Here is a 15,778-nt window from a genome sequence, read left to right as displayed (position 1 = left end):
TATTTTGTCTAGGAGTTGCTTGACGCCCTCGTATCTTATTCTTACCAGCGGAAGTGTGCGAATGCGCGGTTTGCTTCTGCCATTTTATGGGTGTCTTCACGTTTCTTAACAGCTGCACCTGTGTTGTTTGCTGCATCCATGATTTCTTTCGCAAGGCGATCGATCATAGTGTGCTCACCACGGTTACGAGCGATTGTTACCAACCAACGAAGACCAAGTGTTGTACGACGCTCTGGACGAACTTCAACTGGAACTTGGTAGTTAGAACCACCGACACGACGTGCACGTACTTCAAGTACAGGCATGATGTTTTCCATTGCTGTTTCAAATACTTCAAGTGCATCGTTACCAGTTGCTTCTTTGATTTGATCAAAGGCACCGTAAACGATTGATGCAGCAGTACCACGTTTACCGTCCAACATAACACGGTTGATCAAACGAGTTACCAATTTTGAGTTATACAATGGATCTGGCAATACTTCGCGCTTAGGCGCTTGATTTTTACGACTCATTTATATTTCCCCTTTCTTAGCCTTTTGGACGTTTAGTACCGTATTTAGAACGGCCTTGCTTACGATCGTTAACACCTGCAGTATCAAGCGCACCACGAACGATATGGTAACGTACCCCTGGAAGGTCTTTTACACGTCCACCACGAAGAAGAACAACGCTGTGCTCTTGCAAGTTGTGGCCGATACCTGGGATGTAAGCAGTAACTTCGATAAGGTTGCTCAAACGTACACGAGCGAATTTACGAAGGGCTGAGTTAGGTTTTTTAGGTGTCATTGTTCCGACACGAGTTGCAACACCGCGTTTTTGTGGTGATGAAACGTTAGTTTGAACTTTTTTACGGCTGTTGTAACCAACGTTCAAAGCTGGTGATTTAGATTTTTCTACTTTAGACTTACGTGGTTTACGTACCAACTGGTTAATTGTAGGCATCTACATTCTCCTGTATATATTTTTTATTTTTGGTGATAGGGCATTGGTGACAACCCCTATCTGTGTGTACTTTTGCAACATTTGTCAGCACGTCCCTGTACACTCTTGAGAGACCAAAAGTAAAAAGTACCGTCTAATATAGTACCACATCTCAAAACTATTGTCAAATAGATATGTTTGAAATTTTCAAGAAAAAACACAGCCAAGTAGCTGTGTCAATTTGCTATTTCTTAGTAGCCCATACCCATTCCATCCATACCTTGTGGCATAGCTGGAGCGGCTGGTTCTGGCTTGTTGGCAACGACTGCTTCTGTCGTCAAAATCAAGCTGGCTACGGAAGCCGCATTTTGAAGAGCAGAACGAGTAACTTTAACAGGGTCAATAATTCCTGCCTCAATCATATTCACCCATTCACCTGTCGCAGCATTAAAGCCTGTTCCAAGCTCAGAATTCTTCAATTTATCAATGATAACTGAACCTTCATAGCCTGCGTTATAGGCAATCTGGCGCACTGGTTCTTCCAAGGCGCGCAGGACAATATTGCGTCCTGTTTCATCATCACCGGTCAATTCAAGCTTGGCTACGCTATCAATCACATTGACAAGAGCTGTACCACCACCAGCAACGATTCCTTCTTCAACTGCGGCACGTGTTGCATTAAGGGCATCTTCGATACGGAGTTTCATTTCTTTCAACTCAGTCTCAGTAGCGGCACCAACTTTGATGACTGCGACACCGCCAGACAATTTAGCCAAACGCTCTTGCAATTTTTCACGGTCAAATTCTGAAGTTGTTCCCTCAATTTGTGACTTGATAACAGCAACACGGTTAGCAATGGCTTCAGGATTTCCAGCACCTTCAACAATGGTTGTGCCATCTTTGTCGACCACAACTTTTGCAGCCTGACCAAGTGCTTCAATGGTTGCATCTTTCAAGTCCAAACCAAGGTCTTCTGTAATGACTGTACCGCCTGTCAAGATAGCAATGTCTTCCAACATAGCTTTACGACGGTCACCAAAGCCTGGAGCTTTGACTGCAACAACGTTGAATGTACCACGAATCTTGTTGAGAACAAGGGTAGGAAGTGCTTCACCATCCACATCGTCAGCAATAATCAAAAGCGGACGGTTGGTCTGAAGAATGCTTTCCAAGAGTGGCAAAATGTCTTGGATATGAGAAATTTTCTTATCTGTAATCAAGATGAATGGATTTTCAAGTTCTGCCACCATTTTTTCATTATCTGTTACCATGTATTGTGACAGATAACCACGGTCGAATTGCATACCTTCTACCACATCCAACTCAGTTTCCATACCGCGAGATTCTTCAATAGTGATAACACCGTCTGTTCCCACGCGCTCCATAGCTTCTGAAATGTACTCACCAACTTTTTCAGAACGTGAAGACACGGCTGCTACTTGAGCAATTTCAGCTTTATTGGATACAGGACTTGCTTGTGCTTTCAAGGCCTCAACCGCTGTTGCAACTGCTGCTTCAATCCCACGACGGATACCGATTGGATTGGCACCTGCAGTTACGTTTTTCAATCCTTCACGTACGATAGCCTGGGTCAAAACAGTGGCAGTTGTTGTACCGTCACCAGCAATGTCATTGGTTTTTGATGCCACTTCGGATACCAACTTAGCACCCATATTTTCAAAGTGATCTTCCAATTCGATTTCTTTGGCAATGGTTACACCATCATTTGTAATGAGTGGTGAGCCATAAGCCTTTTCCAAGACAACATTGCGACCTTTTGGACCCAAGGTTACTTTGACTGTATCAGCCAAAATATCAACACCACGGACCATGCTCTCGCGTGCATCTGCTGCAAATTTAATTTCTTTTGCCATTTTATTTCCATCCTTTGTATCAATTAAATATTATAAAGTGCTATATTTCTTCCAATTTCCATAAAAATATCAGATTATCCCCAAAAAAGTGTTCAAAGTAGACCACAAGATAATCACAAATTTGCTCTAGTGATTGTTCTGTTACATCTAAAGTAATATATCGTTTTGAGCGATAATCCAAAATTGTCATACCATCTAAAAAGGGCGGCAAGACTGTTTCCAAGGATTGAAACCAAGGTTTCTTAATTGGAAGAGCTAAGTTTAGCATATTGTCTGACGTCAATTGAAACCAAATTTGCTGCTGGTTTCCTTGTTCCCAGGCAGTTATACAGCTTCCGGACGTGCTAGCTTGCAAAAAATTCTGAAGAATCTCACTTAGCTGTTCTTTCATAGTCTATCTTACTCAACCACTGCTACAATATCCGCCTCACGGACAATAGTCACTTTTTCTTCACCATCTTTGACTTCCAGACCAGCGTGGGCCTCGACCAAGACCTTGTCACCGACTGCCACAGACGGTGCAATCAATTCTCCGTTCAAGGTGCGAATTCCTTGACCAACCGCTAAGACCTGCGCCTCTTTGGTCGCTGCTTGGCTAGTTCCTGCAAGGACAAAGCCCCCTACTGTCTGTTCTTTTTCTTCGATTTTTACAACGATGCGATCGCCTAATGGTTTCAACATATCAATGCCTCCTTCATTTTTAGCACTCCGACATCTCGAGTGCTAATTCACAATTCTTATTGTATCACTTGGTCAAAAATAGTCAAGAAAATTCTATTTTATTTTTCCTAAAATCCGTCGCAGGACTGAGGAAACGAAGCCTGTTAATTATAGTGAAACTATGCTATACTATTTTTAACAAGTTAGGGGGTATTCATGAAATTTTTTAGAGAGCTAAAAACAGATTACCTAGAAAGCCGTTTTTCCGTTCACGAAAGTTTCGCCGAATGGTTTTTAAAGCGTAAATTAGGTTTTTGGGGCAAAATAATGTTCGCCTATCTACTCTGGGCAATCTGGATATTTTTCTTTAGCCACCCTCATTACATCATCTTTTTCTTCTACGGAGTTCTCCTACTTTCTCTAATTATCATGCTGATAGAATGGTGGAAATATAGAAAATAAGTAGCAAAAAACGCCAACTTTCGTCAGCGTTTTTTAAGGAGATATGAAAAATATTTAGGATTGACTATAGTATAGCCTACTTTTTCTCGTTCTCCATCGGTCTTAGGACCGATATTGCTTTAAAACGGTAATTCCTCCTCTTCCAAGACCAAGTCAGCTAGGTCATCGCCTGTGTTATTTTCACGCATGGCACGTTGGGCGCGACTTTCAAGCAACTGGAAGGTATTGCCCAAGATTTCCGTCACATAGTGGTTGCTGCCGTCTTTTTCGTATTTTCGCGTTCGCAACTCACCGTCAATAGAAATCAGACTGCCCTTGCTGCCATAAGAAACAAGTGTCTCCGCCAGTTTGCCCCAGAAAATGACATTAAGAAAATCTGCTTCACGTTCGCCATTTTCTGTCTTAAATCGTCGATTAACTGCAACAGTAACACGAGTCAAATTTTTACCAGTTGGTGTTTGAGTGAGTTCAGGTTGGGCCGTCAAGCGACCGATTAAAATTGTTTTATTATACATATTATATCCTCCTACTTATTTATTCGTAGAAGGATTTGAAAAGGAGCGAAAATTATGAAAGAATTTTTGATGGAAAAGATACAGACCTCCCAACCATATACCAATGCCGAACTGGCTTGGTTGCTGGAAAACATCGGTCATCCTGTTCCTGCTATACGCGACGAACTGGTCTATGCTAGTTTTTGCCACATCTTTTTGGAGGGCTTGGTCACAAGGGAGCAAGCACAGTCGCTGCTACAATTCTCTCAAGAAACCAGTCCTCTTTCCCTAGAAAGTTCCACACTAAAGTGAAGTTTTACTTGCTTACTTTACTGTCTGTTGCTGTCTGTCGATAATGAGCCAGAGTCTATTTATCATGCATTTTTAAGCACTAACGACCGTGACCTACTCTTCCAGCAGGCCTTGGATTATTTGGCGATTGAAAATGACTGGTCTGGCTACGATGAAAAACTCGGTTGGATCCATACCGTTGCCCACGGAGCAGATTTTCTTCTGGCCGCAAGCTGTCATGATCAATTTCCCGCTGAAAAAAGCAAAGAAGTCTGGCACAAATTCCTGTATATTTACTACTGAATGAAAAAGTAACCAGCCAAGAGCTGACGGAATGGATTAGCAAGCTGGACTTTCCAAATCAAGAACCAGTAGACTACTTCCGGTGGCTCAATCTCCAACATTTTCTGTCTAGTCTTTACTTCCAACTTAGGTCACATCAAGCATCGACCGAAGAAATCGAACAGGCTATTGAAGGAAAAATTGAACCAGCATAAAAGAATTGGCCAAAATTGACCAATTCTTCTTTTTTCTATCCCTTCCAATGTTTAGCTGGATCAAAGGCCTCTCCGACTTCTGCGGAGTCGTCCAATTCGATAATACCACGGACTTGTGGTGCGTTTGGTAATGCCAATTCACGTGGGCTACACATCATACCAAAGCTATCTTCACCGCGCAATTTCCCTGGGAAAATCAGGCTACCGCTCGGCATCATTGCCCCCGGAAGAGCCACAATGGTTTTCAGGCCTTGGGCAGCATTTGGGGCACCAGCTACGATTTGCACTGTTTTGTCACCAACATTGACCTGACAGATATTGAGGTGGTCGCTATCTGGATGCGGAACCAGTTCCACAATCTGACCGACTACGAACTTTGGAGCATTGTCGTTAACCAAGCTTTCAGTAAAACCTTCCTTAGCCAATTCAGCATTCAAGGTCGCAACTTGCTCATCTGTCAAGAAAACTTGACCATTTCCAGCAAGCTCAACCAAACTTGATGCTTCAAAGATATTCCAAGCGACTGTTTGACCCGTTTCTGCTAAGAAGACACGTGCTACCTTGCCCTTGCGTTCAAACTGGACAGCCTGTCCCTTGTCCTCCGCAACAATCACCATAAGAACATCGCCGACGTGTTCCTTATTATATGTAAAAATCATTTCTTTTTCATTTCTCCTTTATGCAAATAGACCGGTCAAGCCTTTCCAAAGATTTTCAAAGAAGGCACCGATTTTTTCTAAAATCCCTGAATCTTGTAAATTCTTATAGGCTTCTGAAATTTGTTGCTCCGCCTCTTGCTTGAACTGGTTGAGTTGAGCAGCAACTTCTGCCGAATCAATAGCAGAGGTTTCCTGATAAGCTTTGGCAAATGTGACTAGCTTAGAAATTTCATCTGCTGTGATGACATTTTCCAAACCGTTTTGGGCCAAAACATCATTGATGATGGTGTTGATGTCAGCCTCAGAAGCCACCTGACCATTGGATTGCTTGTAATCCGCAAGAGCTGTCTTGATTTCTGCTACTGCCTTATCCAAGGCCGAACTATCAAAATTAGTGTCACCTGTGTGAGCCGTTGCCACTTCATTGACTGTCTCTAGCTCCTGTTGAGCTACTTCAGTTCGAGCGGTATCAACTGTTTCACCATTGGCCGCAAGAGCCTTGTAAACACCTGTCAGAGCGGACTCTCCCGTCACCTGAATGGGTGCCGCAACGTCAATCAAGACATCTGTCGCACCAGCTGTAATAGCCGCATTGGCATACTGGGTTTCGGTAATCAAGGTGATGTTCTGTGGCGTCTTAATATCCACTAAAACCCCTTTGCCAGCGTCCTGCTTTTGCACCAAGACAGATGAATAGAGGGAGGCTGTATCCGCTCCAGATGTACCTAAATATTGGTCCATATCCGTGCCAACAACAACCTGACGACTAACATTATTGACATCCGAAATACCAAATAGATTGTTAACCTCTGTCGCCTGCGCATCTGACAAACCGCCACCGTAGACCAGTGTTGGCTTGCCCCATTTTTCATTGATGACATCCGTCTGGATTTCCGCTTGAGCCAGCGGTGCCAAACTCAAACTCAAGCCCAGCACCACAGGTGCTAGCAGGATTTTTCCTAATGATTTCTTCATGTTTTTTCCTTTCTTTTGGGAAATGGGAGTGGGAAAGAACTCGACCATCCATAGAAGAGTTCGTCAACAAGTCCTTATTTCCAGTTGTTGAGCTGAAACAGTCTATCCCCAGACTGTTTCACTCCCACCCCCGCATAGCTCAAAAGGTTCAGTGAACCTTTTGAGGTTGGAAATAGAGTGAACTTTGTTCGCAACAGTCGTAATGGTCCGATTTGGAGTGTAAAACACGAATTGCTGAGATTTGCTCTGCAAATCCCATCTCCAACCTTTAACAGTCCCCCAGACTGTTAAAGCCAATCAACCACTGCGCTGAGATGTTGACACAAACCCTGAGAAGTGGCGCTGGACTTGAGCCCAGCATCGATTTACCTACCCAGTCCAGATAAGAAGTTCATGATTTCTTCCTTGGTCTTGCGATTCTTATCGACAAAACGACCGATTTCCTTCCCATTTTCCAAAACAACCAGACTTGGAATGCCTAAAATAGCCCATTCCTGTGCCAAAGGCATAAAGTCATCTCGATCCAGTTGCACAAAACAGAAATCCGGAAAAGCCTCTTCGATAGCTGGCAAATGCGGTTTGATATAGTGGCAATCTCCACACCAAGTCGTCACAAATAGAAAAACAGTTGGCTTGCCATCTTCAATCAAGGCAGCCACTTCTTCAAGATTTGTTGGAAAAATCATCTTTCTTCCTCCCTGTACTGAATAGAACCTTGGGTATTTTCAAATAAAAACACCTGTCCTGCCTCCATCACAACCCCGCCAATAAGCTGATCACGAGTTGAGGCTGTTTCATCCACATAGACCGTGGCAATCTCTCCTAAATCAGCGAAAAAGTCACGCACCTCCTGCAATGCCTGTGCTTTTTTACGGTCTTCTTGGATTTTACGGTAAAATTGAGCACTAGCGGTGAGCACACCTGCCCCCAATAAGCCTGCTAGCAAGGCTGTCTTTTTCTTTTTCATGTTGACTATTTTATCATATTTCTCTGGATTTTTCCCAAAAATGCCATTGGACTTGTGACAGCTGAGAAAAACTCTCACTGCTTGACAAAAGACTAAAAAATAGATAGAATGGTCTTACAGTGATAAATGTTTGTCAACACTTGGCAATCAAAATACCCCCAACGTTCCCAGCGTTGAGGGTTTTCTTTTGCCCCTGGGGCCTACTTGTCACGATTGTTGAGCCATCTTTCAAACAAAACTGTTAGAAAACTGACGAACAAAGGTACAAGAAAAACTGTGATAAATGCTTCCCACACTTAGCAATCACCTCCTCTCTATTTTGAGGGGCGTTTCTATCCTAGCAATTTTCAAACATTCTTGTCAATACTATCCCATATTTTTCTATATTTTCAAGACAAGTCTAGCTCTTCGTGATAAAATAGTAGTAATCATGTCATGGAGGACGAAGAATGACTCTTTTTGAAAAAATCAAAGAAGTTACAGAATTGCAAAGCTTACCTGGATTTGAAGGACAAGTCCGCAACCATATCCGCCAAAAAATCACGCCGCATGTGGACCGCATTGAAACAGATGGACTAGGTGGAATTTTTGGCATCAAGGATACGGCTGTTGAAAACGCACCTCGTATCCTAGTAGCCGCTCATATGGATGAAGTCGGCTTTATGATTAGCCAAATCAAGCCAGACGGTACTTTCCGTGTTGTTGAGCTAGGTGGCTGGAATCCTCTGGTTGTTTCTAGCCAAGCCTTCACTCTTCAGTTGCAGGACGGTCGTACCATTCCAGCCATCTCAGGCTCAGTACCACCTCACCTTTCACGGGGAGCTAACGCTCCTGGCATGCCTGCCATTGCTGATATTATTTTCGATGCTGGTTTTGCCAATTATGACGAAGCCTGGGCTTTCGGTGTTCGTCCGGGGGATGTCCTCGTTCCCCAAAATGAAACTATCCTTACTGCCAACGGAAAAAATGTTATTTCTAAGGCTTGGGACAACCGCTTCGGTGTCCTTATGGTGACTGAATTACTGGAAAACCTATCCGGTCAAGCTTTGCCAAATCAGTTGATTGCTGGGGCAAATGTGCAAGAAGAAGTTGGCCTACGTGGAGCTCATGCTTCGACAACCAAGTTCGATCCAGATATTTTCCTTGCTGTTGATTGCTCGCCAGCTGGAGATATTTATGGCGACCAAGGAAAAATTGGTGACGGTACTCTGCTTCGTTTCTACGATCCAGGTCATATCTTGTTGAAAAACATGAAAGACTTCCTCTTGACGACTGCTGAGGAGGCTGGTGTCAAATTCCAATACTACTGTGGTAAAGGTGGAACAGATGCTGGTGCAGCCCACTTGAAAAATCATGGTGTTCCATCAACAACTATCGGTGTCTGCGCTCGCTACATCCATTCACATCAAACTCTCTACAGCATGGATGACTTCTTAGAGGCCCAAGCCTTCTTGCAAGCTATCGTTAAAAAGCTAGACCGCTCAACGGTTGATTTGATTAAAAACTATTAAAACAAAAGACTTTGCTAGGTAGAATGCCCGGCAAAGCCTTTTTTCTATATAAACTCTTCTAAAATGTACTTCCTCACATAGGTAATAAAGTAAAGTGAGCCTGTAATCAGGTAAAGTTTTTTGGGATTGTCCAAGTCCGCCCGCTCCAACCACTCCTGATAGTTCTGAACTCGCTCATAACCTGACGGATAATCTTCTAGCTGCACCGCACGGAAATCGTCAAAGGTTGTCACGCTAACAGGTCCGAATTTGCTAAGCTGGGACAACATCTGGTCCACTGGCTTAGTATTGATAGCTGCAAAGAGGATTTCAATATCTCTGTCCGCATATTTTTCCTCTAGGAGCTGGGTCAGGACGGCGATACTTTCATTATTGTGGGCTCCGTCAATCATGAGCCCTGGTTGTATCAATTCTAAGCGGCCCGGCCAGATGGCTTGGAACAAGCCCTGGCTAATGGTTTCATTGGTAATCTTTGGAAAATGAAGGCTGATGAGCTGAGCTGTGGTCACTGCCAAGGCTGCGTTGACCTCCTGGTGACGCCCCTGCATCTGTAGCCTTAAATCCTCAATATGACCGAAGGGGCTTGAAACCGCAAAACCTGCTCTGCTATTTTCCAAAATAATCTCCCGCCCCACCGCATAGGTCAGACTCTGAAGCTGACGGGCCTGCTCCTCAAATACTACCAACACTTCTGGTTGGTCGGTCGCATAAACGAGGGGAACCCGCTCACGCAAGACAGCAACCTTGTGACGGGCTATGGCAGCATGAGTCTCTCCCAAAAAAGCCTGATGGTCCAAGCCGATGGAAGGACAAACTACCGCTAGAGGATTAAGGACATTGGTCGCATCCTGCAAACCGCCCATGCCCGCCTCCACCAAAAGAATGTCGGGACGCTGGTAGTAGGCAAAGTAGACGAACATAGCCACTACTACAATCTCAAACTCCGAGATGGCATCCAGTCCAGCTGTCTGGTCCAAGTCCTCAATCAAGGGTTGCAAGTCTGTCACAATCCTCGCAAAATCTTCCTCCGAAATCATCTCCTGCTCAAAGACAATCTGCTCTCGAAAATCAATGATAGACGGCGAGGTAAAGCGACCAACCGTGTAACCCGAAGCCTGCAAGATGGACTTCAGGGCATTGAGGGTCGATCCCTTACCATTTGTTCCCACAAAGTGAATGGTCGGCACTTGAAGTTGGGGATTGTCCAAGCGTTCCAAGAGCCAGCTGACACGTGCAACACCGTTTTCTAAATCAGAGGCCGGGCGACTAGACAACCACTGCCTAATTTCTTGATAATTCATGTTTCCCTCTCTATAAAAAGCAACAGGGGGATGACCTGTTGCTAGATAGTTTCTTATTTAAGGCCCATTAACCTAGCCAATTCAGGTATTTTTTGTAAACTTGGTAAGACAAGCATAGTCACGACAATGCGTAATGGGATTTCAAAAATAGCTTTTATAAAACGACTGCTATACAAGGCAATCCAAGGTGTTCCAAAATGGAAATGGAGGGCAATCGGTGTCATGATGAAGGAAATCACAACCTGAATCAAGACAACAACCCCTGCAACATAGAGCCAATCAGCCTTGTTCTTGGTGTCTAGCGGTTTTCGATAGAAGAACCAGCCATAGATAAATGCCGATACCGCCTCAATCAAGATAAAGCTGAATAGCATGGTCTGTCCACTGAACAAGACAAAGACTGGGTCTGAAATAGCCGCAAAGACAGCTGCCCAAACAGGACCAGCAATCGCACCTAAAATAGTATTAGGGATAAAGGTAAACTGGACCTGCAAGGTATCAGAAAGACGAACAGAAAAATAGTTCTCCACAATCATGACCAAGGCAAGAGTCACTGCAACAGCAGCCAACAGCTGCACCGTTAGTTTTGGAATTTTCTTTTCCATAAAAACGCTCCTTTTTTCAAAAAATGGAGCTGTCGTATGTATTCGACAGCGGATGCAATGGTTTACCGCGCTGACGCTTCGTTATGTGGCAACATCCCATCCACATACACTTAACGCAAACCACCTACTCTGTGCAAATTTCTTTGCTCGTCCATTATACCACACTCACCAGCGAGTAGCCAATAACTTTTAGCACTGATGAAAACTAAAAATCTATAAAAAAGGCCAGTAACTAGTACCGACCTCTCTACATTTTCTTATTTCAATCGCTCTACGTCGCGAGCAATAACCAATTCTTCATCCGTTGGAACAACCAAGACTTTAACGCGAGATTCTGGAGTTGAAATATCTCCTTCAGCACCACGAACATTCTTCTCTGGATCCAATTCCATACCGAACCAAGTCAAACCGTTAACAACCGCTTCACGAACAAGCGTAGAGTTCTCACCAATACCTGCTGTAAAGACAAGGGCATCAGCACCGTTCAAGACTGCAAAGTATTGACCGATGAATTTTTGCAGACGATTGACAAGCATATTGAAGGCAAGAGTACATTTTGCTTCGCCCGCCTCAAATCCAGCTTCGACCTCACGCATATCGCTCGATACTTCCGCAATACCAAGAATACCAGACTGCTTATTCAAAACGTTGACTACATCTGCAGCATCTTTCAAGTCAGCTACATTTTCAATCAAGTAAGGGATGATGGCTGGGTCAATGTCACCAGAACGAGTGCCCATCATAGGACCTGCAAGCGGTGTGAATCCCATTGAAGTATCCACTGATTTACCACCATCAATAGCAGAAATCGAAATACCATTTCCGATGTGGGCAGTGATAACTTTCACTTCCTCGATTGGCTTATTCAACATTTTTGCTGCCTCGCGTGAAACATAAAAATGAGATGTTCCATGCGCTCCGTACTTACGAACTTGGTGCTCTTCATAGTACTTGTTTGGGATTGGGTAGCGGTAAGCCACCTCTGGCATTGTTGAATGGAAGGCCGTATCAAAAACAGCCACACTTGTTACTTCTGGCAAGATATCCTTGAATGCCTTAATTCCTGCAGCATTGGCTGGGTTGTGGAGCGGTGCAAGGCTAGAAAGGTCTTCAATCTGTTTCAAGACTTCATCTGTAATCACAACAGAATCCTTGAAGATTTCACCACCAGCTACCACACGGTGACCAACACCTGTAATTTCTGAGAAATCTGCGATAATATTGTGCTTGAGCAAGTCTTCCAACAAGATTTTTACTGCTTGCACATGGTCCGCAATATCCAAGACTTGTTCAGCTTTTTGATCCCCAAATTTTACTGTGACAATTGAATCTTTCAAACCGATACGCTCAACAATACCCTTTGCCAAGACAGTTTCTTCTGGCATTTGGTAGAGTTGCCATTTTAAACTTGAGCTACCAGCGTTAATTGCAATTGTTTTTGACATAATATTCCCCTTTAAAAGCGTTTTCCTTATTAGTATAACAGATTTTCACCTAAATTGCATTCTCTTGCTTCCAATTTTTGAAATTGACCATGAACTTCTGAATAGCTTCTGGTTCTTGCAAACTCTGCAAGGGATAGACAAATGGTACTAGCGGTCTAGCGGCTTTCTTCTGCAAGACAAAAATTGACTTGGCCATGGCTGCTTTGCCAAAAAGACTTGGTGGCAGGGCAATCATGGCAACGATATTAGCCTCTGCTTGCAACCAACCTTTCAACAAATCGCTCTGTGGACTGGTTAAAAGATCATTTGGAGCCAGCATAATCGCAAACCCATCTTTTTCAAGATACTTGAGGGACTGTTCCATGAGTAGATGGTGGGCGTAGGTATGCTCTGTCTGGCTCGCTACCTGATAGCGACTGGCAATCTGGTCATCTGGATAGTACCCGATTGGTAAATCCGCAAGAATGACTTGGCTTTCCTTCAAAATCTGCGGACGTACCGCATCGCCCTGGGCAAAAGAAATCTCTGCCTGCATAACATCTGCCATGCTAGCTGATAAATCAATCAAGAGATCATCTACTTCAATCCCCAAGTAATCCAAGTCTTTCTGGCTGGCATTAAGGATGGTCTGCGCCAGGTTCCCTGTCCCCGAGCCAATCTCCAAGACTGTTACCTTTTGAGTAGCCAGCAACTGATCCACTAGAAATGACAGGATAAAGCCGATAGAGTCTGGCGTAAACTGGTGATTGTACTGCATTGGCTCGGTCTGGTTGGCCTTGATAAGCAGGAATTGGAAGGCACGACGCCATTCTTCCTTGGTCAAGTGCAAGTCGTGTAAGGTTTGATTGTTGCGGACAATCAAATCCGTGTCGTGCTGACCAGCTAGATAGGCTGCGTTTTGCTCAATCATGGCATCATAGATATTGGTGCCTAACTGGTTTTGGATGGTCTGTACGTTTTCTAATAGCAGGTCGTAAGCCTGTTCAATCTTCTCAAAATTCATACTCCTATCTTATCAAAATTTCACAGACTTTGCACAAAAAAGAGAAAGTTCTATTAGCATACTATCCTAAATTCAACACAAAAAAGAGAAGGTTCATATGAACCTTCTCTAATTTAGCCAAATTAGTTAGCTGAGTTGAAAGCAACGCCTTCTTGTTTCCAACCACGAGTTGCAAGTACTGCGTACTCGTTTGCGTCAGTTGTGTAAAGGTGTTTCTTAAGACCTTCGTTGTAAAGACGGTATACTGGTTTACCTTCTTTAACTGAGTTGAAGGCAACACCTTCTTGTCTCCAACCACGAGTTGCAAGTACTGCGTACTCATTTGCGTCAGTTGTGTAAAGGTGTACTTTAAGACCTTCATTGTAAAGACGGTATACTGGAGTACCTTCTGTTGCTGAGTTGAAAGCAACACCTTCTTGTCTCCAACCACGTTCATTAAGAACATTGTACTCGTTGAAGTCAGTTGTGTAAAGGTGTACTTTAAGACCTTCGTTGTAGAGACGGTACACTGCTGTTGAAGAAACAGTTTTCTCAGCTTTAACTTCTGCTTGTGCTTGTGCAATAATTGCACGCAATTGATCTTCTGTTAATCCTTCTTTAACAAGGTTTAACTTGATAGTTTCAATTTCTTTTTCAAGAATAGCTACAGCTTCTGTCCACTCTTTAACTTCCAATTCAGCTGCAACAACTGCATCTTCATAGTTTTTCAACTCACGAGCAACAAGTTCTTTCTTCTGAGCAGCCACAGCAGCTTCATATTCTTTTTTAGCATTCAATTGATCTTGTTTATCTTTAAGATCTTGTTGTTTGAATGGCAAACCTTCTTTAAGGTCAGCAAGTTCAGCTTTAAGAGTTGAAAGATTTGCTTCATATGCAGCAATTTCTGCAGATTTAGATTCGCCAGTAACACCAGCAACTACATTTAATTCATTGATTTTCTTTTCAAATTCTGGAATAGTTTTCTCAGCATCCGCAATCATTGCTAATTGATCAGCTACAGCTTTCTCTTCCAATTTAACTGCATCAACAAATGGTTTGATAGCTGCTTCATATTCAGCATCAATAGCAGTAATTTGAGCAGCTGCTTTCGCTTTTGCATTCGCTAATTCTACTTTAGTTGAATCGTAAATGATCAAAGCAGCAGCACGTTTTTGTGTACCATTTTGAGCATAATAAACTGCTTTAGCCAAGTCTGCATTCAATTTAGCAGCAGCACTTTCGTTAGATACGACAATACCGCGTGCTTCATTCAACTTAGATGGGACATCTGCCTTCGCTACTGGAGCAACTGCGATAGCTGCTGCCAAAGCTGCAACCGTTGCAAGTGTGATGTGTGTTTTTTTCATGATAAAAAACTCCTATAAATATTTATATTCGTTCTACATGGAACGTTACCATCATTATACTAACCCTTGCACATTTTGTCAAGTATTTTTTTAAGATTTTTTTTAAAAATTTTTGAACCGACTCGAATACCATAGGTGTAAACTTGTATCTTCAGCCAATCCATCCCCATCGGCTAGTAGGATTACCAGAGAAGGGCTAAAGAACAGGTGCATGCCCTGACCAAGTAACCCTAGATCGTCTTAAGGACTACTTTCTTACCATCTTGTCTCCAGCAAGTATATTGAAAGGTTCCAACTCTTCGAAATAGTGGAGGACTTTAGGTCCGTTGACCTATCATTTTCGCCCCTCTCTGTCAATAACCATGTAGAAGGCTTTCTTCACGCCTGCAAACTCATCAACTCTATGAAATACAGGCGGCACCTCCATCTACTCTATCCCTGCTTTCAAACCATCCAATTCTTCCTGACTGAGTCCTGTCAATCTCACTATCATATCAACAGCGAAGCCCTCGGCCAACATCTGCTGAGCAATCTTGAGTTGACCATCTAACAAACCTTGTTGTAGACCTTGTTGCAGACCTTCTTCCCTACCACGACTTCTACCTAGTAAGAAAGAAGTTTCCAGTTCCCCAAAATGATTAGCGGCACTATAGGCCAGTTGATCAATCATCTTCTTTTCCTACTCTGTCCATGTATTTCTATCCAGCAAATGCTCGGCCTTGCTGATGACATCTGTCTGTTGTTGACTAAATTCTCTATTGGCAAAA

Annotated in this window: 21 protein-coding genes and 1 riboswitch; of the genes, 4 read left to right on the top strand and 17 right to left on the bottom strand. The window is 43.3% G+C overall.

Annotated elements, in window-relative coordinates:
- Positions 1 to 41 precede the first annotated feature (41 nt).
- The 5 genes from rpsG to groES form a co-directional block, all read right to left on the bottom strand.
- The gene (rpsG, locus tag PW220_RS00865; RefSeq protein ID WP_002940031.1) at positions 42 to 512 is read right to left on the bottom strand and encodes a 30S ribosomal protein S7; all 471 of its coding nucleotides are present in this window, start codon (positions 510 to 512) and stop codon (positions 42 to 44) included.
- A 16-nt stretch (positions 513 to 528) separates the two neighbouring features.
- Positions 529 to 942, bottom strand: coding sequence for a 30S ribosomal protein S12 (gene rpsL, locus PW220_RS00860; protein ID WP_002940030.1), 414 nt, complete (start codon positions 940 to 942; stop codon positions 529 to 531).
- A gap of 230 nt (positions 943 to 1,172) precedes the next feature.
- Positions 1,173 to 2,795, bottom strand: a complete 1,623-nt coding sequence (gene groL, locus PW220_RS00855; protein WP_044772870.1) for a chaperonin GroEL — start codon at positions 2,793 to 2,795, stop codon at positions 1,173 to 1,175.
- Between the two features lie 40 nt (positions 2,796 to 2,835).
- On the bottom strand, positions 2,836 to 3,186 hold the full coding sequence (locus PW220_RS00850) for a hypothetical protein (protein WP_205033281.1): 351 nt from the start codon (positions 3,184 to 3,186) through the stop codon (positions 2,836 to 2,838).
- 8 nt (positions 3,187 to 3,194) lie between these two features.
- On the bottom strand, positions 3,195 to 3,476 hold the full coding sequence (groES, locus tag PW220_RS00845; RefSeq protein WP_105110716.1) for a co-chaperone GroES: 282 nt from the start codon (positions 3,474 to 3,476) through the stop codon (positions 3,195 to 3,197).
- 195 nt (positions 3,477 to 3,671) lie between these two features.
- Here groES and PW220_RS00840 point away from each other — a divergent pair, with 195 nt between their 5' ends.
- A complete protein-coding gene (locus PW220_RS00840; RefSeq protein WP_248044479.1) occupies positions 3,672 to 3,917 on the top strand; it encodes a hypothetical protein in 246 nt (81 codons plus the stop codon).
- Positions 3,918 to 4,036: 119 nt separating this feature from the next.
- Here the strand turns inward: PW220_RS00840 and PW220_RS00835 are convergent, their stop codons facing one another.
- Positions 4,037 to 4,432, bottom strand: coding sequence for a single-stranded DNA-binding protein (locus PW220_RS00835; protein ID WP_044678997.1), 396 nt, complete (start codon positions 4,430 to 4,432; stop codon positions 4,037 to 4,039).
- 54 nt (positions 4,433 to 4,486) lie between these two features.
- Between PW220_RS00835 and PW220_RS00830 the strand changes: the two genes are divergently transcribed.
- A complete protein-coding gene (locus tag PW220_RS00830; RefSeq protein WP_248055958.1) occupies positions 4,487 to 4,723 on the top strand; it encodes a hypothetical protein in 237 nt (78 codons plus the stop codon).
- Positions 4,724 to 4,750: 27 nt separating this feature from the next.
- Positions 4,751 to 5,005 carry a DUF2785 domain-containing protein gene (locus tag PW220_RS00825; RefSeq protein WP_248055957.1) on the top strand — a complete coding sequence of 85 codons (255 nt, stop codon included), beginning with the start codon at positions 4,751 to 4,753 and terminating at the stop codon, positions 5,003 to 5,005.
- On the opposite strand, the gene PW220_RS00820 is transcribed toward PW220_RS00825, so the two are convergent.
- From PW220_RS00820 to PW220_RS00800, 5 genes are all read right to left on the bottom strand, one after another.
- Positions 4,999 to 5,130, bottom strand: coding sequence for a hypothetical protein (locus tag PW220_RS00820; RefSeq protein ID WP_316716439.1), 132 nt, complete (start codon positions 5,128 to 5,130; stop codon positions 4,999 to 5,001). The genes PW220_RS00825 and PW220_RS00820 overlap by 7 nt on opposite strands.
- Positions 5,131 to 5,234: 104 nt before the next feature.
- Complete coding sequence (gene ytpR, locus PW220_RS00815; RefSeq protein WP_248055956.1) at positions 5,235 to 5,858, bottom strand: YtpR family tRNA-binding protein; 624 nt, start codon at positions 5,856 to 5,858, stop codon at positions 5,235 to 5,237.
- Between the two features lie 18 nt (positions 5,859 to 5,876).
- The gene (locus tag PW220_RS00810; protein ID WP_248055955.1) at positions 5,877 to 6,833 is read right to left on the bottom strand and encodes a DUF1002 domain-containing protein; all 957 of its coding nucleotides are present in this window, start codon (positions 6,831 to 6,833) and stop codon (positions 5,877 to 5,879) included.
- Between the two features lie 365 nt (positions 6,834 to 7,198).
- On the bottom strand, positions 7,199 to 7,519 hold the full coding sequence (locus PW220_RS00805; protein ID WP_248055954.1) for a thioredoxin family protein: 321 nt from the start codon (positions 7,517 to 7,519) through the stop codon (positions 7,199 to 7,201).
- On the bottom strand, positions 7,516 to 7,800 hold the full coding sequence (locus PW220_RS00800) for a DUF4651 domain-containing protein (RefSeq protein ID WP_002940015.1): 285 nt from the start codon (positions 7,798 to 7,800) through the stop codon (positions 7,516 to 7,518). The genes PW220_RS00805 and PW220_RS00800 overlap by 4 nt, the downstream gene beginning before the upstream one ends.
- A gap of 449 nt (positions 7,801 to 8,249) precedes the next feature.
- On the opposite strand from PW220_RS00800, the gene pepA reads away from it, so the two are divergent.
- On the top strand, positions 8,250 to 9,311 hold the full coding sequence (gene pepA, locus PW220_RS00795; protein ID WP_248055953.1) for a glutamyl aminopeptidase: 1,062 nt from the start codon (positions 8,250 to 8,252) through the stop codon (positions 9,309 to 9,311).
- A 44-nt stretch (positions 9,312 to 9,355) separates the two neighbouring features.
- Here pepA and PW220_RS00790 read toward each other — a convergent pair whose 3' ends face one another.
- The 6 genes from PW220_RS00790 to PW220_RS00765 form a co-directional block, all read right to left on the bottom strand.
- Positions 9,356 to 10,612 carry a bifunctional folylpolyglutamate synthase/dihydrofolate synthase gene (locus tag PW220_RS00790; RefSeq protein ID WP_248055952.1) on the bottom strand — a complete coding sequence of 419 codons (1,257 nt, stop codon included), beginning with the start codon at positions 10,610 to 10,612 and terminating at the stop codon, positions 9,356 to 9,358.
- A gap of 53 nt (positions 10,613 to 10,665) precedes the next feature.
- The gene (locus PW220_RS00785) at positions 10,666 to 11,217 is read right to left on the bottom strand and encodes a folate family ECF transporter S component (protein ID WP_248055951.1); all 552 of its coding nucleotides are present in this window, start codon (positions 11,215 to 11,217) and stop codon (positions 10,666 to 10,668) included.
- A gap of 44 nt (positions 11,218 to 11,261) precedes the next feature.
- Positions 11,262 to 11,351, bottom strand: a riboswitch (THF riboswitch).
- Between the two features lie 123 nt (positions 11,352 to 11,474).
- A complete protein-coding gene (locus PW220_RS00780; protein ID WP_024388903.1) occupies positions 11,475 to 12,662 on the bottom strand; it encodes an acetate kinase in 1,188 nt (395 codons plus the stop codon).
- A gap of 49 nt (positions 12,663 to 12,711) precedes the next feature.
- A complete protein-coding gene (locus PW220_RS00775) occupies positions 12,712 to 13,665 on the bottom strand; it encodes a class I SAM-dependent methyltransferase (RefSeq protein ID WP_248055950.1) in 954 nt (317 codons plus the stop codon).
- A gap of 122 nt (positions 13,666 to 13,787) precedes the next feature.
- Positions 13,788 to 15,011 (bottom strand): hypothetical protein, encoded by a 1,224-nt coding sequence (locus PW220_RS00770; protein WP_248055949.1) that lies wholly within the window; start codon positions 15,009 to 15,011, stop codon positions 13,788 to 13,790.
- A 427-nt stretch (positions 15,012 to 15,438) separates the two neighbouring features.
- The gene (locus PW220_RS00765) at positions 15,439 to 15,681 is read right to left on the bottom strand and encodes an Rpn/YhgA-type helix-turn-helix domain-containing protein (protein ID WP_248055948.1); all 243 of its coding nucleotides are present in this window, start codon (positions 15,679 to 15,681) and stop codon (positions 15,439 to 15,441) included.
- Between the last annotated feature and the right edge of the window lie 97 nt (positions 15,682 to 15,778).

The sequence above is a fragment of the Streptococcus sp. 29892 genome, from assembly GCF_032594935.1.
Lineage (GTDB): Bacteria > Bacillota > Bacilli > Lactobacillales > Streptococcaceae > Streptococcus > Streptococcus hyiners.
The sequence above is the reverse complement of the archived record's forward strand: the minus strand, read 5'-3'. Positions and strand labels throughout refer to the sequence as shown.

Excerpts from the sequence above, each read along its gene's own strand:
- PW220_RS00810 (WP_248055955.1), bottom strand. The coding sequence starts at position 6,833 with ATGAAGAAATCATTAGGAAAAATCCTGCTAGCACCTGTGGTGCTGGGC.
- PW220_RS00830 (WP_248055958.1), top strand. The coding sequence starts at position 4,487 with ATGAAAGAATTTTTGATGGAAAAGATACAGACCTCCCAACCATATACC.
- rpsL (WP_002940030.1), bottom strand. The coding sequence starts at position 942 with ATGCCTACAATTAACCAGTTGGTACGTAAACCACGTAAGTCTAAAGTA.
- PW220_RS00805 (WP_248055954.1), bottom strand. The coding sequence starts at position 7,519 with ATGATTTTTCCAACAAATCTTGAAGAAGTGGCTGCCTTGATTGAAGAT.
- PW220_RS00850 (WP_205033281.1), bottom strand. The coding sequence starts at position 3,186 with ATGAAAGAACAGCTAAGTGAGATTCTTCAGAATTTTTTGCAAGCTAGC.
- ytpR (WP_248055956.1), bottom strand. The coding sequence starts at position 5,858 with ATGATTTTTACATATAATAAGGAACACGTCGGCGATGTTCTTATGGTG.
- PW220_RS00770 (WP_248055949.1), bottom strand. The coding sequence starts at position 15,011 with ATGAAAAAAACACACATCACACTTGCAACGGTTGCAGCTTTGGCAGCA.
- PW220_RS00800 (WP_002940015.1), bottom strand. The coding sequence starts at position 7,800 with ATGAAAAAGAAAAAGACAGCCTTGCTAGCAGGCTTATTGGGGGCAGGT.
- pepA (WP_248055953.1), top strand. The coding sequence starts at position 8,250 with ATGACTCTTTTTGAAAAAATCAAAGAAGTTACAGAATTGCAAAGCTTA.
- PW220_RS00835 (WP_044678997.1), bottom strand. The coding sequence starts at position 4,432 with ATGTATAATAAAACAATTTTAATCGGTCGCTTGACGGCCCAACCTGAA.
- PW220_RS00840 (WP_248044479.1), top strand. The coding sequence starts at position 3,672 with ATGAAATTTTTTAGAGAGCTAAAAACAGATTACCTAGAAAGCCGTTTT.
- PW220_RS00775 (WP_248055950.1), bottom strand. The coding sequence starts at position 13,665 with ATGAATTTTGAGAAGATTGAACAGGCTTACGACCTGCTATTAGAAAAC.
- groES (WP_105110716.1), bottom strand. The coding sequence starts at position 3,476 with ATGTTGAAACCATTAGGCGATCGCATCGTTGTAAAAATCGAAGAAAAA.
- PW220_RS00780 (WP_024388903.1), bottom strand. The coding sequence starts at position 12,662 with ATGTCAAAAACAATTGCAATTAACGCTGGTAGCTCAAGTTTAAAATGG.
- PW220_RS00790 (WP_248055952.1), bottom strand. The coding sequence starts at position 10,612 with ATGAATTATCAAGAAATTAGGCAGTGGTTGTCTAGTCGCCCGGCCTCT.
- PW220_RS00765 (WP_248055948.1), bottom strand. The coding sequence starts at position 15,681 with ATGATTGATCAACTGGCCTATAGTGCCGCTAATCATTTTGGGGAACTG.
- PW220_RS00785 (WP_248055951.1), bottom strand. The coding sequence starts at position 11,217 with ATGGAAAAGAAAATTCCAAAACTAACGGTGCAGCTGTTGGCTGCTGTT.
- groL (WP_044772870.1), bottom strand. The coding sequence starts at position 2,795 with ATGGCAAAAGAAATTAAATTTGCAGCAGATGCACGCGAGAGCATGGTC.
- rpsG (WP_002940031.1), bottom strand. The coding sequence starts at position 512 with ATGAGTCGTAAAAATCAAGCGCCTAAGCGCGAAGTATTGCCAGATCCA.